Origin of the sequence: Streptomyces sp. NPDC005863 (assembly GCF_042871345.1) — a bacterium.
GTDB lineage: Bacteria > Actinomycetota > Actinomycetes > Streptomycetales > Streptomycetaceae > Streptomyces.
Map to the genome: position 1 here is coordinate 370,776 of NZ_JBIAII010000005.1, position 17,199 is coordinate 387,974.

16 protein-coding genes are annotated in these 17,199 nt (G+C 68.1%); 8 read left to right on the plus strand and 8 right to left on the minus strand.

Features of this window, described 5'->3' with window-relative positions; genetic code table 11:
* Positions 1-111 precede the first annotated feature (111 nt).
* Complete coding sequence (locus ACFYO9_RS20715) at positions 112-1,221, minus strand: NAD(P)-dependent alcohol dehydrogenase (RefSeq protein ID WP_358777791.1); 1,110 nt, start codon at positions 1,219-1,221, stop codon at positions 112-114.
* A gap of 104 nt (positions 1,222-1,325) precedes the next feature.
* Positions 1,326-2,084, minus strand: coding sequence for a (5-formylfuran-3-yl)methyl phosphate synthase (locus ACFYO9_RS20720; protein ID WP_358777765.1), 759 nt, complete (start codon positions 2,082-2,084; stop codon positions 1,326-1,328).
* Positions 2,085-2,573: 489 nt separating this feature from the next.
* Here ACFYO9_RS20720 and ACFYO9_RS20725 point away from each other — a divergent pair, with 489 nt between their 5' ends.
* From ACFYO9_RS20725 to ACFYO9_RS20735, 3 genes are all read left to right on the plus strand, one after another.
* A complete protein-coding gene (locus ACFYO9_RS20725; protein WP_358777766.1) occupies positions 2,574-3,101 on the plus strand; it encodes an EF-hand domain-containing protein in 528 nt (175 codons plus the stop codon).
* Positions 3,102-3,169: 68 nt separating this feature from the next.
* Positions 3,170-3,883 (plus strand): spermidine synthase, encoded by a 714-nt coding sequence (locus ACFYO9_RS20730; RefSeq protein WP_358777767.1) that lies wholly within the window; start codon positions 3,170-3,172, stop codon positions 3,881-3,883.
* Positions 3,884-3,959: 76 nt separating this feature from the next.
* Positions 3,960-4,562: a DUF6328 family protein gene (locus tag ACFYO9_RS20735; RefSeq protein ID WP_358777768.1), complete on the plus strand. Its 603-nt coding sequence runs from the start codon at positions 3,960-3,962 to the stop codon at positions 4,560-4,562.
* A 64-nt stretch (positions 4,563-4,626) separates the two neighbouring features.
* Here ACFYO9_RS20735 and ACFYO9_RS20740 read toward each other — a convergent pair whose 3' ends face one another.
* Positions 4,627-5,013 carry a hypothetical protein gene (locus tag ACFYO9_RS20740; protein ID WP_358777769.1) on the minus strand — a complete coding sequence of 129 codons (387 nt, stop codon included), beginning with the start codon at positions 5,011-5,013 and terminating at the stop codon, positions 4,627-4,629.
* Positions 5,014-5,177: 164 nt separating this feature from the next.
* A complete protein-coding gene (locus ACFYO9_RS20745; RefSeq protein WP_358777770.1) occupies positions 5,178-6,317 on the minus strand; it encodes a helix-turn-helix domain-containing protein in 1,140 nt (379 codons plus the stop codon).
* Between the two features lie 86 nt (positions 6,318-6,403).
* Between ACFYO9_RS20745 and ACFYO9_RS20750 the strand changes: the two genes are divergently transcribed.
* Positions 6,404-7,462: a ferredoxin reductase gene (locus ACFYO9_RS20750; RefSeq protein WP_358777771.1), complete on the plus strand. Its 1,059-nt coding sequence runs from the start codon at positions 6,404-6,406 to the stop codon at positions 7,460-7,462.
* A gap of 7 nt (positions 7,463-7,469) precedes the next feature.
* Positions 7,470-8,624 carry an acyl-CoA desaturase gene (locus tag ACFYO9_RS20755; protein ID WP_358777772.1) on the plus strand — a complete coding sequence of 385 codons (1,155 nt, stop codon included), beginning with the start codon at positions 7,470-7,472 and terminating at the stop codon, positions 8,622-8,624.
* Between the two features lie 1,334 nt (positions 8,625-9,958).
* Here ACFYO9_RS20755 and ACFYO9_RS20760 read toward each other — a convergent pair.
* Both ACFYO9_RS20760 and ACFYO9_RS20765 read right to left on the minus strand, forming a co-directional pair.
* Entirely contained in the window at positions 9,959-10,402 is a 444-nt protein-coding gene (locus ACFYO9_RS20760; protein WP_358777773.1) for a PIN domain-containing protein, read from the minus strand.
* Entirely contained in the window at positions 10,399-10,659 is a 261-nt protein-coding gene (locus ACFYO9_RS20765) for a CopG family transcriptional regulator (RefSeq protein WP_355804522.1), read from the minus strand. The genes ACFYO9_RS20760 and ACFYO9_RS20765 overlap by 4 nt, the downstream gene beginning before the upstream one ends.
* Positions 10,660-10,688: 29 nt before the next feature.
* Between ACFYO9_RS20765 and ACFYO9_RS20770 the strand changes: the two genes are divergently transcribed.
* A complete protein-coding gene (locus ACFYO9_RS20770; protein WP_358777793.1) occupies positions 10,689-10,925 on the plus strand; it encodes a hypothetical protein in 237 nt (78 codons plus the stop codon).
* A gap of 3 nt (positions 10,926-10,928) precedes the next feature.
* Positions 10,929-11,162: a hypothetical protein gene (locus ACFYO9_RS20775; protein ID WP_358777774.1), complete on the plus strand. Its 234-nt coding sequence runs from the start codon at positions 10,929-10,931 to the stop codon at positions 11,160-11,162.
* A gap of 85 nt (positions 11,163-11,247) precedes the next feature.
* Here the strand turns inward: ACFYO9_RS20775 and ACFYO9_RS20780 are convergent, their stop codons facing one another.
* Positions 11,248-14,574 (minus strand): type ISP restriction/modification enzyme, encoded by a 3,327-nt coding sequence (locus tag ACFYO9_RS20780; protein WP_358777775.1) that lies wholly within the window; start codon positions 14,572-14,574, stop codon positions 11,248-11,250.
* Between the two features lie 282 nt (positions 14,575-14,856).
* On the opposite strand from ACFYO9_RS20780, the gene ACFYO9_RS20785 reads away from it, so the two are divergent.
* The gene (locus tag ACFYO9_RS20785) at positions 14,857-15,453 is read left to right on the plus strand and encodes a hypothetical protein (protein WP_358777776.1); all 597 of its coding nucleotides are present in this window, start codon (positions 14,857-14,859) and stop codon (positions 15,451-15,453) included.
* 336 nt (positions 15,454-15,789) lie between these two features.
* Here ACFYO9_RS20785 and ACFYO9_RS20790 read toward each other — a convergent pair whose 3' ends face one another.
* Complete coding sequence (locus ACFYO9_RS20790) at positions 15,790-17,133, minus strand: class I SAM-dependent RNA methyltransferase (protein ID WP_355804517.1); 1,344 nt, start codon at positions 17,131-17,133, stop codon at positions 15,790-15,792.
* Between the last annotated feature and the right edge of the window lie 66 nt (positions 17,134-17,199).

The window sequence follows — 17,199 nt, forward strand, 5'->3', positions numbered from 1 at the left end:
GTGAGTGGGGTGATGCGTTGTGCCGGCCACGTTTCCTCCGTTGGCGGATGCGGTCCCCGTAGAGCGAGAAGTACGTACGAACGAAAGGGAGCGAGGCCTCGAAGTCCTCCCTCACCGGCTCCCGCGCTCCGGCACCACGACGGGTTTGACCACGCGGCCGGCCTCGCAGTCCCGTTCGGCCTCGTTGATGTCGGTGAGCGGATAGGTGCGGATCAGCTCGTCGAAGGGGAACCGCCCGGCCTGCCACAGCCCGATCAGCCGCGGGACCAGCACTCCCGGCACGGCGTCCCCCTCACAGATGTGCGAGATGCTCCTGCCCCGGTCCAGCGCCCCCGGTTCGAGCGGCAGCGCGCTGTGCAGCCGGGCCACCAGGCCGAGGCGCCCGGTCGGACGCAGCGACAGGAGCGCGTCGTTGATCAACCGAGGGGAGGCGGTGGTGTCCAGCGCGTAGGACGCGCCGCCGTCGGTCAGTCGCCGGATGCGGGCGGGCAGGTCGGATGTCGTGGCGCTCACCGCGGTCGCTCCGAAGCGCTCGGCGAGGGCCAGCCGTTCGGGGTGCCGGTCGACGGCCACGGTGACCGCTCCGGAGGCGGTGGCCGCCATCACCGCCGCCAAGCCCACCGCTCCCGCGCCGAAGACCGCGAGGGTCTCGCCGGGCCCGGCGCCGAAGGAGTTGAGGACCGCGCCGGCGCCGGTGAGGAACCCGCAGCCGAGCGGCCCGAGCAGTTCGAGGGGCAGCGCGGGATCGACCCGTACGGCGTTGCGGGCCGGGGCCACCGCGTACTCGGCGAACGAGGACTGACCGAACCACCGGGGGGCCAGCTTCTCCCCGGCCGCGTCGGTGAACCGCGCGGCGTTCCCCTCGTCCTCGCGCCCGCCGAAGAGGTTGAGCGAGGCGAAGGAGTCGCAGTAGGCGGGGGCGGCGGCCAGGCAGCTGCGGCAGTGTCCGCAGGAATCGAAGCTCAGGACGACATGGTCGCCTTCGCTCAGGCCGGTGCGCGGTCCGCCCGTCTCCACCACGACTCCGGCCCCTTCGTGGCCGAGCACCGCGGGCAACGGTGAGCGGCCCGCAGAACGCCGGACCGCGAGGTCGGTCCGGCACATCCCGCAGCCCGCCATCTCGACCAGGATCTCGCCGTCGGCCGGCCCCGTGTCCAGGTGCACCTCCTCGACGGCGAACGGCCCGTCGTACGAACGCAGTACCGCCGCGCCGAACCTCATCGTCACGCCTCCTGCGGGCATCGAAGGTCACGGGTGGCGCGGGGACTCAGGCGTGTGGCGGTGGCGGCGCGCAGGGCGGGCCGTAACTCACGACGTACCGGCACTCACCCCGCGGCGGTCACGGCCGCCGTGCGGTGGTCCCGCGCATGCCGGTCCATCTCCGCACGGAAGGCGGCGATCAACTGCGGTTTGATCCTTCCGGCGTTGCGGTCGCCGCCCTCGCAGACCGCCCCGCGTACGCCCACGATGTCCGTGCCGATACGAGTGAGCACTCCGAGGTCCTCCACCCGCACGCTGCCCGCGAGGGCGGCGAGCAGACCGGCCCGGTGGGCCCGGAGCACGAACTCCCCGCAGACCTCCGGCGGAACGTGGTCGAACAGCCGCGTCCCGTCCTTGACCGCGGTGTCGAGCATGGCCGCGTCGGAGCCGGAGCGCGCGGCGATGTCGGGCAGTGCGAGCGGGTTGACGCAGCCGATCCGGTGGGCGTCGGCGTACCCCGAGGCGACGACGAGGGCGTCGGGCCGGTGGTCCTTGACCGCCCGGACGACTCCGCGCATGACGTCGACGGCCTGGTCGGGTGTGGTGCATCCGTACAGGCCGACCTTGATGTAGGTGGCTCCGGAGACCACCGCGCCGAGGGCCGCCTGGGCCACGGTGCCGGGCTTGTACGGCACGTCGCCCACGGTGGCGGAGACCGGTCTGTCGGCCGGGACCGCGTCACGGATCTCTCTGATGACCCACGGGAAGTTGGCGCCGAGCGAGCCCTCGTCGGGCTTCTTGACGTCCACGATGTCGAGGTGTTCCGCCGCCTTCGCGCAGTCGAGGGCTTCCTCGACGCCGTCCGGGGAGATGAGCAGCAGCAATGTGGGCTCCTTCTTCGCAGATCAGCCTGACGGGGCGCCGGGGTACCACGGGTGCCCAGGGGGCAGGGGTGGGCAGGGGCAGGGGTGGGCAGGGGCAGGGGTGGGCAGGGGGTGCGGAGTCACTCGGGATCCGTGCGGTGCGCTCATCATCGAGTGCGCCCCGCGACCACGGGTAGGGCGCACGCGAACCGAACGAGGCGCCGGCGATCTCCCCGGTGCGCCGTGCACGCCGGTCCACGTACTGCGTCGGATCGCGGGCGGTTCATGCCGGAGCGGCGGCGGTTCACGCCCTAGTGGGGCGCGGTTCATTCCCTAGCAGGGCGACGGTTCATGCCGGAGCGGCGCCGCTTTCACTCTTTCTGTTGACCGGTCAGATCGCCCCGGGACACGGCGTTCCGGTGCCCGCATAGTGACAACGCGACGGCCGTGCCACCCGCCCACCGCGGACACGGCCATCCGTCAACCGGCCTGAACGAAAGGTAGGAGCCCATGCGCAGCGAAGCGGTCAACCGCGTTCGACTCGTCTTCACCCTGTTTGACGCCGACGGCAACGGAGTTCTGGAATCGGACGACTTCGAGCTGATGAGCGACCGGGTCGCCGCGGCCGCACCCGGCGCCGACGAGGAGAGCGAACGGGCCATGCGAGCGGCGTTCACGCGCTACTGGAAGACGCTGGCCGGCGAACTCGACACCAATCGTGACGGCCGGATCACGTACGACGAGTACCAGGCGTGCGTGCTGTCGCCCGAGCGTTTCAGCGGGGCGATCGACGAGTTCGCGGCCGGCTTCGCCCGCTTCGGAGACCTGGACGGCACCGGTACGGTGACCCGGCCGGTCTTCACCGGCATGCTGAGGGGGGTCGGGTTCGAACTGCCCAACATCCAGGCCCTCTTCGAGGCCCTCGGGCCCGATGACGCCGACCGGATCAGGGTGGACGCCTGGGAAGCCGAGATCAAGAACTTCTACGCGCCGGACAAGGGAGGCATCCCCGCGGACCTGCTGGCACCGGCGGTCTGACCCACCCGACCATCACCCGCACACCTCCCACCGCACAAGAGACGGCACAGCCGCAGAAGAGACGACACATGAGCACGCGTTTCGAAGAGATCGACTGGCGCCCCACCCCGATGGGGGACATCAGCCTGCGGCGGCGCCGGGACCCGGGCTCCGGCGCGGATGTGTACGAGGTGAAGCTCGGGGACGAGTTCCTGATGTCCAGCCTCTTCACGGCGGGCGAGATCGCACTCGCCCGCCTCGGCCTCGCGCCTCTTCCGGACACCGGCCTCGATGTCGTCGTGGGCGGCCTGGGCCTCGGATACACGGCGCAGGCCGCGCTGGCCGACCCACGGGTGCGCTCCCTGACGGTGATCGAGACGCTGGCCGAGGTGATCGAATGGCACGAACGCGGATACGTGCCCCTCGGGACCGAGTTGACGTCGGACTCCCGATGCCGCCTGGTCCAAGGGGACTTCTTCGCGCTGGCCGGTGACGGCGGCGGACTGGACCCGCACGAACCGGGCCGCCGCTTCCACGCGGTCCTGCTCGACGTGGACCACTCCCCCCGCCACGTACTGCACCCGGCGCACGCGGCCCTCTACCGCCCCGACGGGCTGCGGGCGCTCGCCCGATGGCTCCACCCGGACGGCGTCTTCGCCCTGTGGTCGAACGACCCGCCCGACGAGGAGTTCCAGGCCGTCCTGGCCGAGGTCTTCCCGAAGACGGGGAGCCACGTCGTCGACTTCCCCAACCCCTTGCAGGGCGGGGACGCCACCAACACGGTGTACAGAGCCCAGATGTAGAGGTACGCCCGCGGCGTCGACCTGCATGGAAGGCCCCGGGTGGGGCATTTGGTTCCCACCAACCGGGGAGGATGCCATGACCATGACCGAGCGACGGGCCGAGTCGACGGAGGTCGAGTCGACGGAGAAGGAGGAGAGCCCCGCCCGTGACCCTGAGGAGAGACCTGCCGAGGCGCCGGAGACCTCACGGGAGAGGGTCAACCGCCGCTGGCACGAGATCCTGCAGGAGACGCGGGTCGCCCAGACCGGCGTGCAGATCCTCTTCGGCTTCCTGCTGAGCGTGGCGTTCACCCCCATGTTCCGGGAGCTGGGCACATTCGACCGGGTGGTCTACGTCATCACGGTGGTACTCGGCGCGTCGGCCACGGGAGCACTGATCGCCCCCGTCTCCATCCACCGCTGCCTGTCCGGACAGCGCATGAAGGACGAAGTGGTGGAGACCGCAGGGCGCCTGATGACGCTCGGCATGGTCCTCCTCGCCCTGACGATCGGCTGCACCCTCCTGCTGATACTGCGCATAGTCGTCCCCGGCCCCCTGGCCGAGGCCCTGGCCGCCGGCGTGATGCTGTGGTTCGCCGTCTGCTGGTACGCCCTCCCCCTCCACCTCCGCCACCGCGCCACGCAAACGCCTCGGGCGACGACGTCTGAGCGGCGCCAGGCCCAGGGGAACCGGCGGTGAGCTGGAGCTCCCGCCTACCCGTGACGGGTGCCGCAGGGCGCGGTCATCCCAGAAGGCTGCGCGGTCAGCGTCGGCCGCCGATGCGGCGGTCGTCGGCCAGTGCGGTGAGCGGGCCGAACTCGCAGGCAAGCTGGTTCCACGTCAGGACCTCGCCGCAGCGGGCCGGGAACTCCTTCGGGTTGAACTCGGGCATGGTCCAGGTGCCGGTGCCCCGGTCCCGCAGCCACAGGTCCCCGTCACCGTCGACCACACTCGGCGGGACCGGTACGGGCTCGGCCTGATCGATGGGCTCCCAGGTGACCCGGCCCGGGTGGGAGGCGCGGCGCAGCTCGGTGGTGGCCAGCCGCGCGGTCACGTCACGGGTGGACTCTTCGGCGTTCTTGACCGACTCAAGCCGGTATGCGTCGTCAAGTACGGGCAGGGCTGGATTCTTGCTGCGCTTTGAACTCATACGCTGACTACCTCCGGTGGGGGGCGTCACATCCGTAATGGCACCCCGTAGAGGAACACGGTATCCGAGGCGGGAGCCGGGCCGGCCACGACGAATGTCCAGGTGGAGGCGCCGGCACACCGGGCGCTCGGATATGGCGGTCCGGGTGGACGTTGGGGCGTGCGTCAGCCGACCTGGAGACCGAGCGCAAGCGTCAACTCAAGGACGCGGTGCGGCGATGCGAGGTCCGGAAACAGTTCTCGCAGCTGTGACATCCGGTACCGGACGGTCTGGGGATGGACGAACAATGCCGTTGCCACTTCGTCCCGCCTCCCTTGGTGCAGCAGCCACGCCCGCAACGTCTCCTCCAGTCGCCGCGCGGTCGCGGCAGGCAGGGCCCGCAGGGGCGCGAGCGCTCGGGCACGCAGGTCGGCGAACGCGTCCGCGTCGGCGCTCAGTACCAGCTCGGGCAGGTGGTCCTCCGTATCGCGGATGTCGCGGGAGAGGGAGCGCGCACGTACGGCTCGTGCGTACGAGGCGGACGCACGAGTCCACGGCCGGGTCGGGCCGACCACGGCGGCGCGGTGGTTCAGCTGTCTCAGGAGATGTGCCCGGTCGGCATCGGGGACCAGCAGCACGCCCCAGGCGTCCGGCAGATCGTCGAGGACGAGAGTGTTGGGATTGAGCGTGCGGTACGCGGGCCGGGCCTGGCCGGCGGGCAGCAGCACCGCGGTCAGCGACACCGGAGGCTGCCACCCGGCCCGCTGCACAGAGGCCCGCAGCACGTCCGGGCTCGCGTCGGCGAGGAGGTCGCGGGCCAGGTGTTCCAGGTGACGCTCGTGGGCCCGGCCCTGGGCGGCCAGTTCGTCGGCGTGGCCCGCGGCACTCGCGGCGGAGAGCTCGTCGATGTAGGCGAAGGTCAGCTCGGCGAACTTGGCGACCTCGGCGGCGGGCAACCCTGCGGGTACGGCACCCGTGGCCAGGCATCGCCAGGCCACGCGGGCGCCGACGCGGTAGGCGCTGAGCAGGGCGTCCATCGAACGGCCCTCGCGGACCTCGCCGCGGCCCAGCTCGTACGCCGCGTCACCGGCGTCGCCGCCTGTGGCGTTGCCGCTCGCGAGGTCCAGATAGTGCCCCAGGGCGGTGCGTACGGCGCGCCGGATGATGCCGCCCATGCGGCCCGAGAGGGCGTTGGCGTAGGAAGGAACCTCGTCGATGATCGCCTGGACGATCTCGTCGGCGGTGTCCTTCAGCGCGGCCCGCAGTGCGCTGACCGTCGACTCGTCGAGGGTCAGTTCGCTGGCTCTCCGGATGGCATGGTTCATACTTTGTTCCCTGCGAACAATTCGGCAGCCCAGATTCACGTTCTGGAGACAGGACTTTACGCCCTGAGGCGCATCAAGGTGGAGTCATGAGGAGTGCGGCCCTCCGCGGCAGGGCGTGGAAACTGCTGGAGACGGTCACGACACCGCTGTTGCCGTCGGACTACCTCGACCTGGTCAGTCCGCTGCGTGCGGGCGCTGACCTGCGCGGGCGCATCGAGGCCGTGCACCCCGAGACGGGTGACGCCGCGACCCTCGTGATCAGACCGGGGCGGGGATGGCGCGGCCACACGGCCGGTCAGTACATGCGGATCGGGGTCGACGTCGACGGGGTGCGCCTGTGGCGCGCCTACTCGCTCACCTCTCCGACGGACCGCCGGGACGGCCGCGTCACGATCACCGTGAAGGCGATCCCGGACGGCAAGGTCAGCAACCACCTGGTCCGCAGGGCGAAACCGGGCACGCTGATCCAGCTCGACCAGGCGACCGGTGACTTCGTGCTGCCGGAGGCCAGACCCGCCAAGGTGCTCTATCTGACGGCCGGCAGCGGCATCACGCCGGTGATGGGCATGCTGCGCGACACCGAGTTCGACGACGTCGTCATGGTGCACTCCGCACCGCGGCCACAAGACGTGATCTTCCGCGACGATCTGCACGACCTGGTCGCGGAGAAGAAGCTGCGCCTCACCGAGCTGCACACCGACACGCACGGCATGCTCGACATCGCCCGCCTCGACGAGCTCGTGCCCGACTGGGCCGAGCGGGAGACCTGGGCTTGCGGGCCCGCGGGCCTGCTCGACGCCGCCGAGGCGCACTGGATCGAGCACGGCGTCCAAGAGCGCCTGCACACCGAACGCTTCCGCCCCAGCATCGTCGTCTCCGGGGACGGCGGCGGCGAGGTCACGTTCCGCACCACGGGCAAGACCGTCGACGCGGACGGCGCCACGCCATTGCTGGACGTCGGCGAGGAGGCCGGTGTGCTCATGCCGTCCGGGTGCCGCATGGGCATCTGCTACGGCTGCGTCACACCGCTCAAGGCGGGAGCCGTCCGCGACCTGCGCACCGGCGAGATCACCGAGGCAGAGCCGGGCGTCCTCATCCAGACCTGCGTGTCCGCCGCGGCGGGCCCGTGCGACATCGAACGGTAGGAGAACCTTGACCGCCATTGACCCCACCGCCCACCTGAGCGGGGAGCAGATCGAGGAGCTTGGCCGAGAGCTGGACGCGATCCGCGACGGGGTGATCGCCGTCCGCGGCGAGAAGGACGCCGCCTACATCCGCAAGGTCATCTCCGCCCAGCGCAAGCTCGAACTGGCCAGCAGGGGCGTGCTGCTGTTCTCGGCCTTCCGGCCCGCGTGGCTGATCGGCACCGCCGGTCTGTCCGTGGCGAAGATCCTGGAGAACATGGAGATCGGCCACAACGTCCTGCACGGCCAGTGGGACTGGATGCGGGATCCGAAGATCCACTCCACCACCTGGGACTGGGATCACGTCTCGCCGGCCGAGCAGTGGAAGCACTCGCACAACGAGCTGCACCACACGTACACCAACGTGATCGGCAAGGACAACGACCTCGGTTACGGCATCATGCGCGTCGACGAGGACCAGAAGTGGCACCCGCTCCACCTCGGCCAGCCGCTGTGGAACTTCCTCAACGCCTGCTTCTTCGAGTACGGCATCGCCGCCTACGACCTGGAGCTCGGCGACAACCTGGACAAGCACCGCCGCAAGGACCCGGAGTTCCGCGCGCGGGCCAAAGCCGTCGGCCGCAAGATCCGCAAGCAGGTGCTCAAGGACTACGTTGTCCACCCCCTGCTGTCGGGCCCGTCGTCCCTCAGCACGCTCGCCGCCACGTTCACCGCGAACCTGGTCCGCAACCTCTGGTCCCACTCGGTGATCATGTGCGGCCACTTCCCCGAGGGCGTACAGGTCTTCGAGCGCCGGTCGATCGACGGCGAGACGCGCGGCCAGTGGTACCTGCGCCAGATGATGGGTTCGGCGAACATCAGCGGCAGCAAAGCCATGCACTTCATGACCGGCAACCTGTCACACCAGATCGAGCACCACCTGTTCCCGGACCTGCCGAGCAACCGGTACGCCGAGGTCGCGGTGAAAGTGCGCGCCTTGTTCGAGAAGTACGAGCTGGATTACGTCACGGGCCCGCTGCCCAAGCAGGTGTTCTCCGCGTGGCGCAAGGTCTTCCGACTCTCGCTGCCGAACAAGAAGCCCAAGGTCAAGATGCCGACCCTTGAGCGAAAACTCGTCGCCACCTCCGCCCCTGCCGGGGCAGTTCAGCTGGCAGAGCGCTGATTCGCCCCCTTCGACTCTCCCACCCATTCGTTCACGAGACGGCGAGGAGACGGCGAGGAGACGGTGAGAAGACGGTGAGGAAAAGCCGCCGACTGTCACCGCACTGTCTGTGGCACGCATGGAGGGGCCCGGGTGCCGTACCACTGACACCCGGGCCCCGAAGGAACAGCTACACCATCCGCCGGCCCTGATCTTGCGCCGGCATTCTCTGTTCACACCGCCGCGGAACGCGCGGCGATCCTGATGATGCTCGATTCCTCCGTTCTTTCCCTCTGGGTGGAATCACTTACCTCAAACTGCGTACTGCTGTTACTGCGTACTGCATCTACCTGTACTGCCACTGCGGTACTGCCTGGCGGCCCCTGATCACTGCGGGCCACCCGGTCCGGTCACCAGCCCCGTCGCCGTCCTGCAACAACCCTGGCTCCGAAACTCCGCCACCGCACCGTCCTGCAACTGCACTTACGGGTACTGCTGCCCGGCAGTTCGTCTCTGCCGGGCCTCGCTCGATCTCGGCTACAGCAGAAACCATAACCACACCGCCACCGAATGTCTACTCCGGCCAACACAGATTTTCGCGGTCTCGACAGCGAGGTATTCGCCATCCGGCAGCGGCGGCTGATGGCGGCCCCCAGCAGGGGGTCATAGGGGCGACCAGAGACCGGTGGACTGATGGACATGTTGAGCGCCGACGCGTAGCCGGCCCTGCAGCTTCCCCCGCCGACGCACGCCATCACACCCGGCCCTGGCCTCCACAGTGCGATTACGCGGAGGCGGCGTCACCGACCGGCGCTTGCCCGCCAGGGGCGAACCACGCGAGAAGGGGCGGCGGCCGAGTCGAGGGTCCACACCCTCGACCCTGTGCAGCTCTCCGCCACCAGGCGGGCAGGGGCCCCCGCCGAGGGCCTCGACCCGCTGAGCCCCTTCCTCATGCACTGGAGCTCTTACGGACCGAACCATTGAGCGCCCGCTCCGCCAACGACCGGGCCCGCCGAAATGCGACAGGCGGGGTCGGCCGCCTTCCCTTCAAGTTCCCGCAAAGCCAGCCCGCGAGAACGCGCGCCCCACCCCGCTCGACCAGCACGAACCGTAACGACCGCACCGCACATATTGCACATCGACAAAGCCGCAGGTCAGGCGCCCTTTTCGGCAGGCTCAAGGATGGCCACGCACTCCACATGATGTGTCATCGGAAAGGTGTCGGCCTGGACGGGTCCCGGAAAATCCCAGGTCAAAGCCAGCCTCCCGGGCCGTCGTTCGTCACGCAGGCGCCCAGAGCGTCAAACCAGCGTCACGACCGGCAAAGGCGAAACCCTCGACAGGCGTTACCGGCTTCAGAGAGGAAGATCATCGGGAAGAACTCGGAACGCCTTGTAGCGACCCAGCGGGCGCACCGCGCGGAAGTCACGGCGGTCGAGAGTGAGCACAGCGTCAGTGTCGTAGTCGACGGCGAGGGCCACGTTCACGGCGTCCGCCAGATCCAGGTCGAGGTCGCGGTAGCGGGCACGCACGGACTGAGCAACCCCCAAATGGTCTTCCGTGATCTCAGGGACAGCGACACGGCCGCGCCGCATCCAGTTTCGGATGTCGTCGACCGCGCTGAGCGCAGCTTCGCGCCCGAGCTCCCGGGTGGCCACGTGATCGATCTCCGCAAGCAGCAGAGGCGACATCACCAGTAGACCGGCGGCCATGATCGCTTCATTGGACGCCTGGTGCTCGGGGTGGGTGGAGTCGAGTGCCGCGAGGAGGCCGGACGTGTCCGCGATGACGATGATCACGCAGCGGTTCCGGTCCCGGTCTCACGGCGTACAGCGTCGGCTACGGTGTCACGCACCCCGCGCTTACTGGGAGTGCGACCGGATCCCTCGAAAGTGCGGGAGAAGAGGGGCTCGTCCCAGACGCGATTGGCCATGGCCGCGAGGTGGATGCCTTGCCTGATGATCTCGGCCTCACTGATGCCCCGTCGCTTGGCAGCCTCCTTGATGATGGCGAGGTCCTCGGGATCGGCGTAGACGTTGGTTCGCTTCATGGACATGTACCGAGACTAGCGTATGTACCAATCCGATGTATGCGCGTGCAAGCGAAGGCTCGCGCTCCTTCCGGTTCGCCGTACCCGTGGTCACGTACCCGATGACCCCCAAGCCGTCCAGCGCCAGGGCGCAGCAGGCGATCCAGGAACGGGTCGGCAAGCAGGGCATGTCCACCTGTCCGGAGAAGGCTGCGAAGCGGCAGATCGAGCACGACAGCATGGACGAGCTGATCGAGACCCACCCGTTCCACCAGCGCACCACTGACCAGTAGGTCATGCGCGAATACGGCGTCCAGATCCGGTGCTGGGACGGCTTCGCCGAAGGCAGGAACTACCTCTTCCCCTACCTGCTCCTGAGCACGATCGCCTCCCGGTGCGGCGTCGTAGCGATCTCCAAATCGGTCCGTGCCGGGCGCATGGGGGAGAACATCGACGTCCTTCGACCACCGCGACCCAGCCGTGGTCAGCCGCCTGACAGCGAGTACGGGCGCAAGATCCGCGGCTGGTAGCCGACCTCTCGTTCCGAACAGCCCTGGAAACGAAGCGCGTTGAACCGGTTACAGGGCGGCGAGTATCAGAGTTGGGCGCCTTGACTCAGCTCCCGAAGAGTCCGTCATCCTCTCCTGAAGACCTGGAAAGTCTGCGCGCATACGGCGGCACAGGAAGAACCCCCAGTTCTGTCAGCTCCTGAACGGAGATAAGAGGCCCGGAGCAGACATCCTCCAGAAGCGCACGCTGCGCCGGCTCTCCTTGCACCAGCAGCCCGAGAATGTTGAGCAGAGTGAGCAACTCCGTGGTCCATTCCGGAGACCACCGCTGGGCCACCACACGGTCGAGCTCCAGCCGACGCTTCCCCGCGGGTTCGCGTCGGCGGTAACCGAACCACTTGTCCAGCACGTTCATCCCGGAGACCTGATACGCACGGGTGGTCGGCGGAACCGGGGCGATGCACCCTTCGCCAATCCACAGTCTCTGGTCCTCCGGCTCGTAGCGGAGAACCTGAGGCATCTGGTCCTTGGTGTCGGGTATTTCCACGACGCAACGCGGGCGGTGCGTCGAGAGACGTAACTTTTCACGCGAGCGCCCCTCCACGGGGTCTGCGAAGCGATCACCATAGGTGTGCAGCCAGAGCACTCGGCGGCCGATGCCGACGCCGCGGCACCACAACTGGGCGTCACTGGTCAGAGGGACGCGGACGCCTGGATCTTCGAGGTCTGCGCGGAACCGCTCGGTATAGGCCGGATGAGACACCACGCCGGCGACGTACGCCAGCAAGTCCTCCGCACTGACACGTCCTCCGAGCCTCCGCGCGAGCAGTTCGAGCAGGCCAGGGGCGACGTTCGGAGTGTCACCCCGCATGTCGCGGTACAGAGGTCGGACGCACCCGCTGCGTCCGTTGAAGTAGTCCATGTCCGGGATCAGCGCACTGAAGGTGAGGGCCGGTCCGTTGACGATCTGATGTGCGTTCTGTTCTACGGTGAACACCTGACTGTCGCCCCGCACGCGCCAGAGGTCCGGACGAGCAACCACCATCAACCTGTGGTCCGGCATGATCAACTGCCGGTCGAAGGACCGGTATCCGACCTGTACGGCCTCTGGCTGAGGCCGCTGTTCCCGCCGCAGCGGGGTCGTGTCATACCCCGTCATTCCGGCAAGCGGCGTGACACGGCTGTCAACGGTGCGGTCTCGGGCCTCGCCAAACAGATCCTTTCGACCCGACTCGTCGGCACCCAGAAAGATGCGCCACCTGGTGCGGAGCGTCGCCTCGTCCGGTGCGTAGACCCAGACTCGGCCAGGCGTCACACCGCGCGACGACCAGGGCATCAAGTCCCCCAGCCCCGGCGCGCTCGTCCACAGATCACTGCCTTGCGGCAGAAACGGATCCGCCGGGCCGGCAATACAGTCCTGCCAGTCAGGATCGTCCAGCGTCAGATTGAGCAGCCGTTGGGTCTTCTCGCCCCGGCGGCCATGCACCTTGAGGTGGTGCACGATCGCTGCGCCCGGCTGCTCGCCAGGGCAAGCTCCCCGAAGGGCGTCACGACGACGAACGAACACCGCTATACACAACTCCTGGGCGACATCCGGGAAGAGACGTCTCGCAACTTCGGATCGCTGGCCTTCAGGAGACAGATCAATGATCCATCCCTCGTCGGCCGAGTTGCGTAGGTAGCTGCGCATACCGGCGAACGCACGGCTCTTCAACCACGCTTTGGGAGTGATGTAGGCGACCACTCCGAACGGCGCATCTTCATGTGCATCGAAGACTTTCCACGTCCCCCAACGCCAGAAGAAGACATGCAGGTTGGACATCTTCGACTCGTAGGTTCCATTGCCCGGCAAGCGAAAGGCATCGAGTGGGGGCGCCTCACCGACGTCCGGATCTCCTGCCTCGATCCATTTTCCCGCTCCTCGGGAGACAGCGTCATGAGGCGGGTTACCGATGACCACCATGACGCGCTCGTCGCGCTTGACGTTATTGGCCTGCCGGCGGGACTCCGCGAGCGGACGGTACGTGTGCGGGATCCAGTTGAACTCAGCCCGGGGATTGTCGAGGGTGTCCGCCACCAGAAGTCGAAGGCCCTGCTTGGGCGCAGCGGATCCGTAGTCCTTCAACAGCGCGTGCATACGAAGGTCCGCTACGGCGTACGGGCCGATCTGCCGCTCAAAACCGATGATTCGCTGTCCGACCATCTGCCTTAGCCTGGGACCGAGCGCGCCGGGCCCCTCGTCTTCCGTGATCGTGGCAGCCGCCCGTTTCAGGACGGACAACAGGAACGTGCCGGTGCCCATGGCAGGATCCACCACGACCACTTCGGGCGATGCGAACCCTGCCTCGATCCCGAAAGACCTGTTCAGGATCGCTTCGGTCAGACGGACCATGGCTTCGACGACACCGTGCGGGGTGTAGTAGGAACCGGTGCGCATCCGTAGGTCACGGTCATAGATCTGTAGGAAGTCCTCGTACAGAAGGAGGTACGAGTCGCCAGTGCCGTCATCGAGCCTGCTCCAATCGACAGCCCCGACCACCCGCAACAACGTGTCGAGAGTGGTGGACAGGCCTGTTGAGGCAGCTTCCTCGGTGAGAACGTCGAGAGCTTTGCCCATCAATGAGTGCCGCTTGCCGAGCTTGGCGGCGATCGCATGCACCGATTCGCCTTCGAAAGCGATGCCTTCGACCCGTGCAAGGAGCAGGGCGAACACCACCGTCTGCCCAAATTGTTCCACAAACTCTTCGTCGCTGGTCTCAGGAAAGAGCAGCCGTCGCCATTCCTCCGCGATCTCCGTGAATAGGCGCCGACGCCTGCCTGTTTTCTCCAGAACCATTGCCTCGGCCACCTCGTCGCACAGCAGGCGGCACAGGCGTGCGACGGATCGAACCAGCTGTTTGGTAGTACGCGGCGACTCGGGCTGCCAGGTGAGAAAGTCGTTCAGCACTCGCGCCAGGGCCCCATCGGCGGGTGCGAGACGGGACCCTGACGAGAGAACAGACCCCTTCGTCTGAGCGAGTTCCCCAATGCGTCGGCCGCTGCGATAGAGCCCGAACTCGTCGCCGTCGCAGTACAGAACGTTGGGCAGGAGCTGGAGTTTCTCCCATTGCACCGCGCTGTCCCCTGTGAAATGCGAGGGGTCGGCTCCACGCCCCGGACGCTTCAGCTCGATGTATCCAACCGACGCACCGTCGACCGAAACGGCGTAGTCGGGCCTGGCGCGCAGCTCGACGAGCGGGACCTCACCAGTCAGCGTGAGGTCAAGTCCCAGACGTGCCCCGACCGCTCGGATCAGAGTCTCCAGCGGGCCCCGAAGCTGATCCTCCGGCCAACCATCGCCTCGCAGTTTCGGAGTGGCTTCAGCTCCGAAGGCCGAGACGGCCGACCGCACGGCTTGTTCGTAGGACTCACGTTTACCTGGCTTCGCCGTCATGCCGTCCCCCAGTCAGCAAGAACGGCCGACGGCACTACCGCAGGGCCTCACGGCCGCGCTACGCCTTCGAATGCGCCGAGGACGCTCCCCAACGTCAGACTCTTACTGAATGTAAGAACGTGAAAGCACATTGTGAAGAGCTGTGCAGGACGAACTGCCGCCTGCCCTCGACGACCTGGCAACCGCGCAGGCTGGCGCGAAGCTACAGCGGGGACTGCTGGACCGAGGGATCGCAGCTCAGGCGTCCTTCGGGACAGGCTCAAGGATCGCGACGCACTCCATGTGGTGCGCCTGCTGCTGCACGGGGAAGGTGAACGCCCGGCCATCGCGTTGATCAGCCGTCTCCTCGGTCTCTACATGCCGGCCGGGAGCGACTCTCCGGTAGACCCCGCGAGCCTCGCCGACCTCATCCAAACCCGGCGTGACCTTCAGTTGGAGCTGGCGGAGTCCAGCGGCACCGAGGACGAGCTGCGGAGGTTGCTGCGCGATCAGCTGAGCGTGAGCGGAAACATCGGCTTGCTCATCGTCGAGTTGCACATCGCGCTCGCCCGTCTGTTCATCGCGCAGGAGGACTTCGCGCAAGCCGAGGAGCAGCTGGAGCTGGCCGAGAATGCCGCAACCGCAACCGCAACTGCAACCGCAGCCGACAGAGGCACGGTGCCCCTGTGGACGGTCCCCCTCTGGAACGCCCGATGCCTGTGCGCCCAAGGCCGCTGCGCAGAGGCCCTGAGCTGCTACGAACGGGCGGTCGCACTGCTCTCCGATGACCCCGCCGGCACGGCGTGCATCATGGAGGAAGCCGCTGACTGCCTCGCTCTGGCCTCGGGTGGCGATACCCACGTCGGACAGCGGGCATCCGGTGGAGGGGCAATGAATTGATCGCCACGAGCGTCACGTCTACCACGCACCTGCCCCTGCGGCCCAAACGCCACAGGCATCGGACACCACCCAGCGCCACGAAACGGCACAACCGAGAGGCGATTGGGCAGAGAAGCTAACAGTGCGGTCAGTGCCCCAGCACCGCTTCACGGCACCCACCGCCATACAGCCAAGGGGTCCGCCCGACGGTCCCCAATCACACCTACCGGCCCCGGGGCATCGCACCACCGCCGCTGTTTTGAGTCATCGAGGGAGCTCAACGCACTTCCACACGGTGTACCCGTCCCAGCTTCGCAAGAATGTCGAGCAGGTTCACAAAAACCAGAAAAGCGCAGGTCAGACGCCCTTCGCTGCTGGCTCCAGAATCGCCACACACTCCACATGATGCGTCATAGGAAACAAATCAAACGCCCGAAGCGTCCGCACCCGGTACCCGCCCTCCCGGAAGTACCCGATGTCCCGCGCCAGCGCCGCCGGGTCGCACGCCACGTAAGCGATGCGTCGCGCGCCCAGGCTCGCCAGGTGGCGGACCGTCGCCTTGCCCGCGCCCGCCCTCGGCGGGTCCAGGACGATCAGGTCGGCCTCCGTGATGCCCGTGCGCGGGAGAACCGCCTCGACCTTGCCCTGCTCGATGCGGACGCGGTCGAAGGACGCCAGGTTGTGGCGCGCGTCCTCCACCGCCCGCTTGCCGGACTCGATGCCCAGCACCGCGCCCTTCTCGCCGACGCGGTCCGCCAGCGCGCCCGCGAAGAGGCCGACGCCGCAGTAGAGGTCGAGGGCCGTGTCGCCCTTGCGCGGGGTGAGGCCCTGCATGACGGCGAGCATCAGCGTCTCCGCCGCCTTCGGGTGGACCTGCCAGAAGCCGCCGCTGCCCACCCGGTACGTGCGGCCGTCGGCGCGCTCACGCACGAACGCGCGGCCGTGCACGCGGTGGATGCCGCCGTCCTTCTCCTCCACCCGCATGACCGACACCGGCTTGTCCAGCTCCACGATCGGCAGGCGTGCGCCCGGCTTCGGGGCGAGGATCACCTGGCGGTCCTGCGAACCCGTCGCCGCGATCGCCTCGACCGACGCCATGCCCGACCAGTCGCGCTCCTCGATGCCCAGCTCGGAGACGCCCTCGGCCGCGATCATGCAGTGCTCGATCGGCTCGACCTCGTGCGAGCGGTGGCGGCGCAGGCCGGCGTTGCCGTCCGCGTCCACGGCGTACTGCACGCGCGTGCGCCACGACGGGACCTCGCCCGCCGGCAGCTTGTCGCCCTCGGCCGGCATGACCGTGCCGTCCCAGCCCGCCTCCTCGGGGGTCAGCCCGGCCAGCCGCTGGAGCTGCTCGGCGATGACCTCGCCCTTGAGGCGGCGCTGCGCGCCCGGCTTCGCGTGCTGCCAGTCGCAGCCGCCGCAGCGGCCGGGTCCCGCGTACGGGCAGGGGGCCTCGACGCGGTCCTTGGAGGGGTCGAGGATCGTCACCGCGTCGGCCCGGAGGAAGCGCGCGCCCTCCTCGCCCTCGGTCACGCGTGCGATGACCTTCTCGCCGGGCAGCGTGTGGCGTACGAAGAGGACCTGGCCCTCCGCCGTACGGGCGATGCAGTGGCCGCCGTGCGCGACGGGGCCGATCTCGACCTCGTACTCCTGGCCGACCAGCGAGTTCCCCGCCTGCTCGTTCTTCGGTTCTGCCTGCATGGCGGGGTGACTCCACAACGTAAAAGGGGAACGGCCGGACAACAGCCCACCAGTCTACGTGGGTGT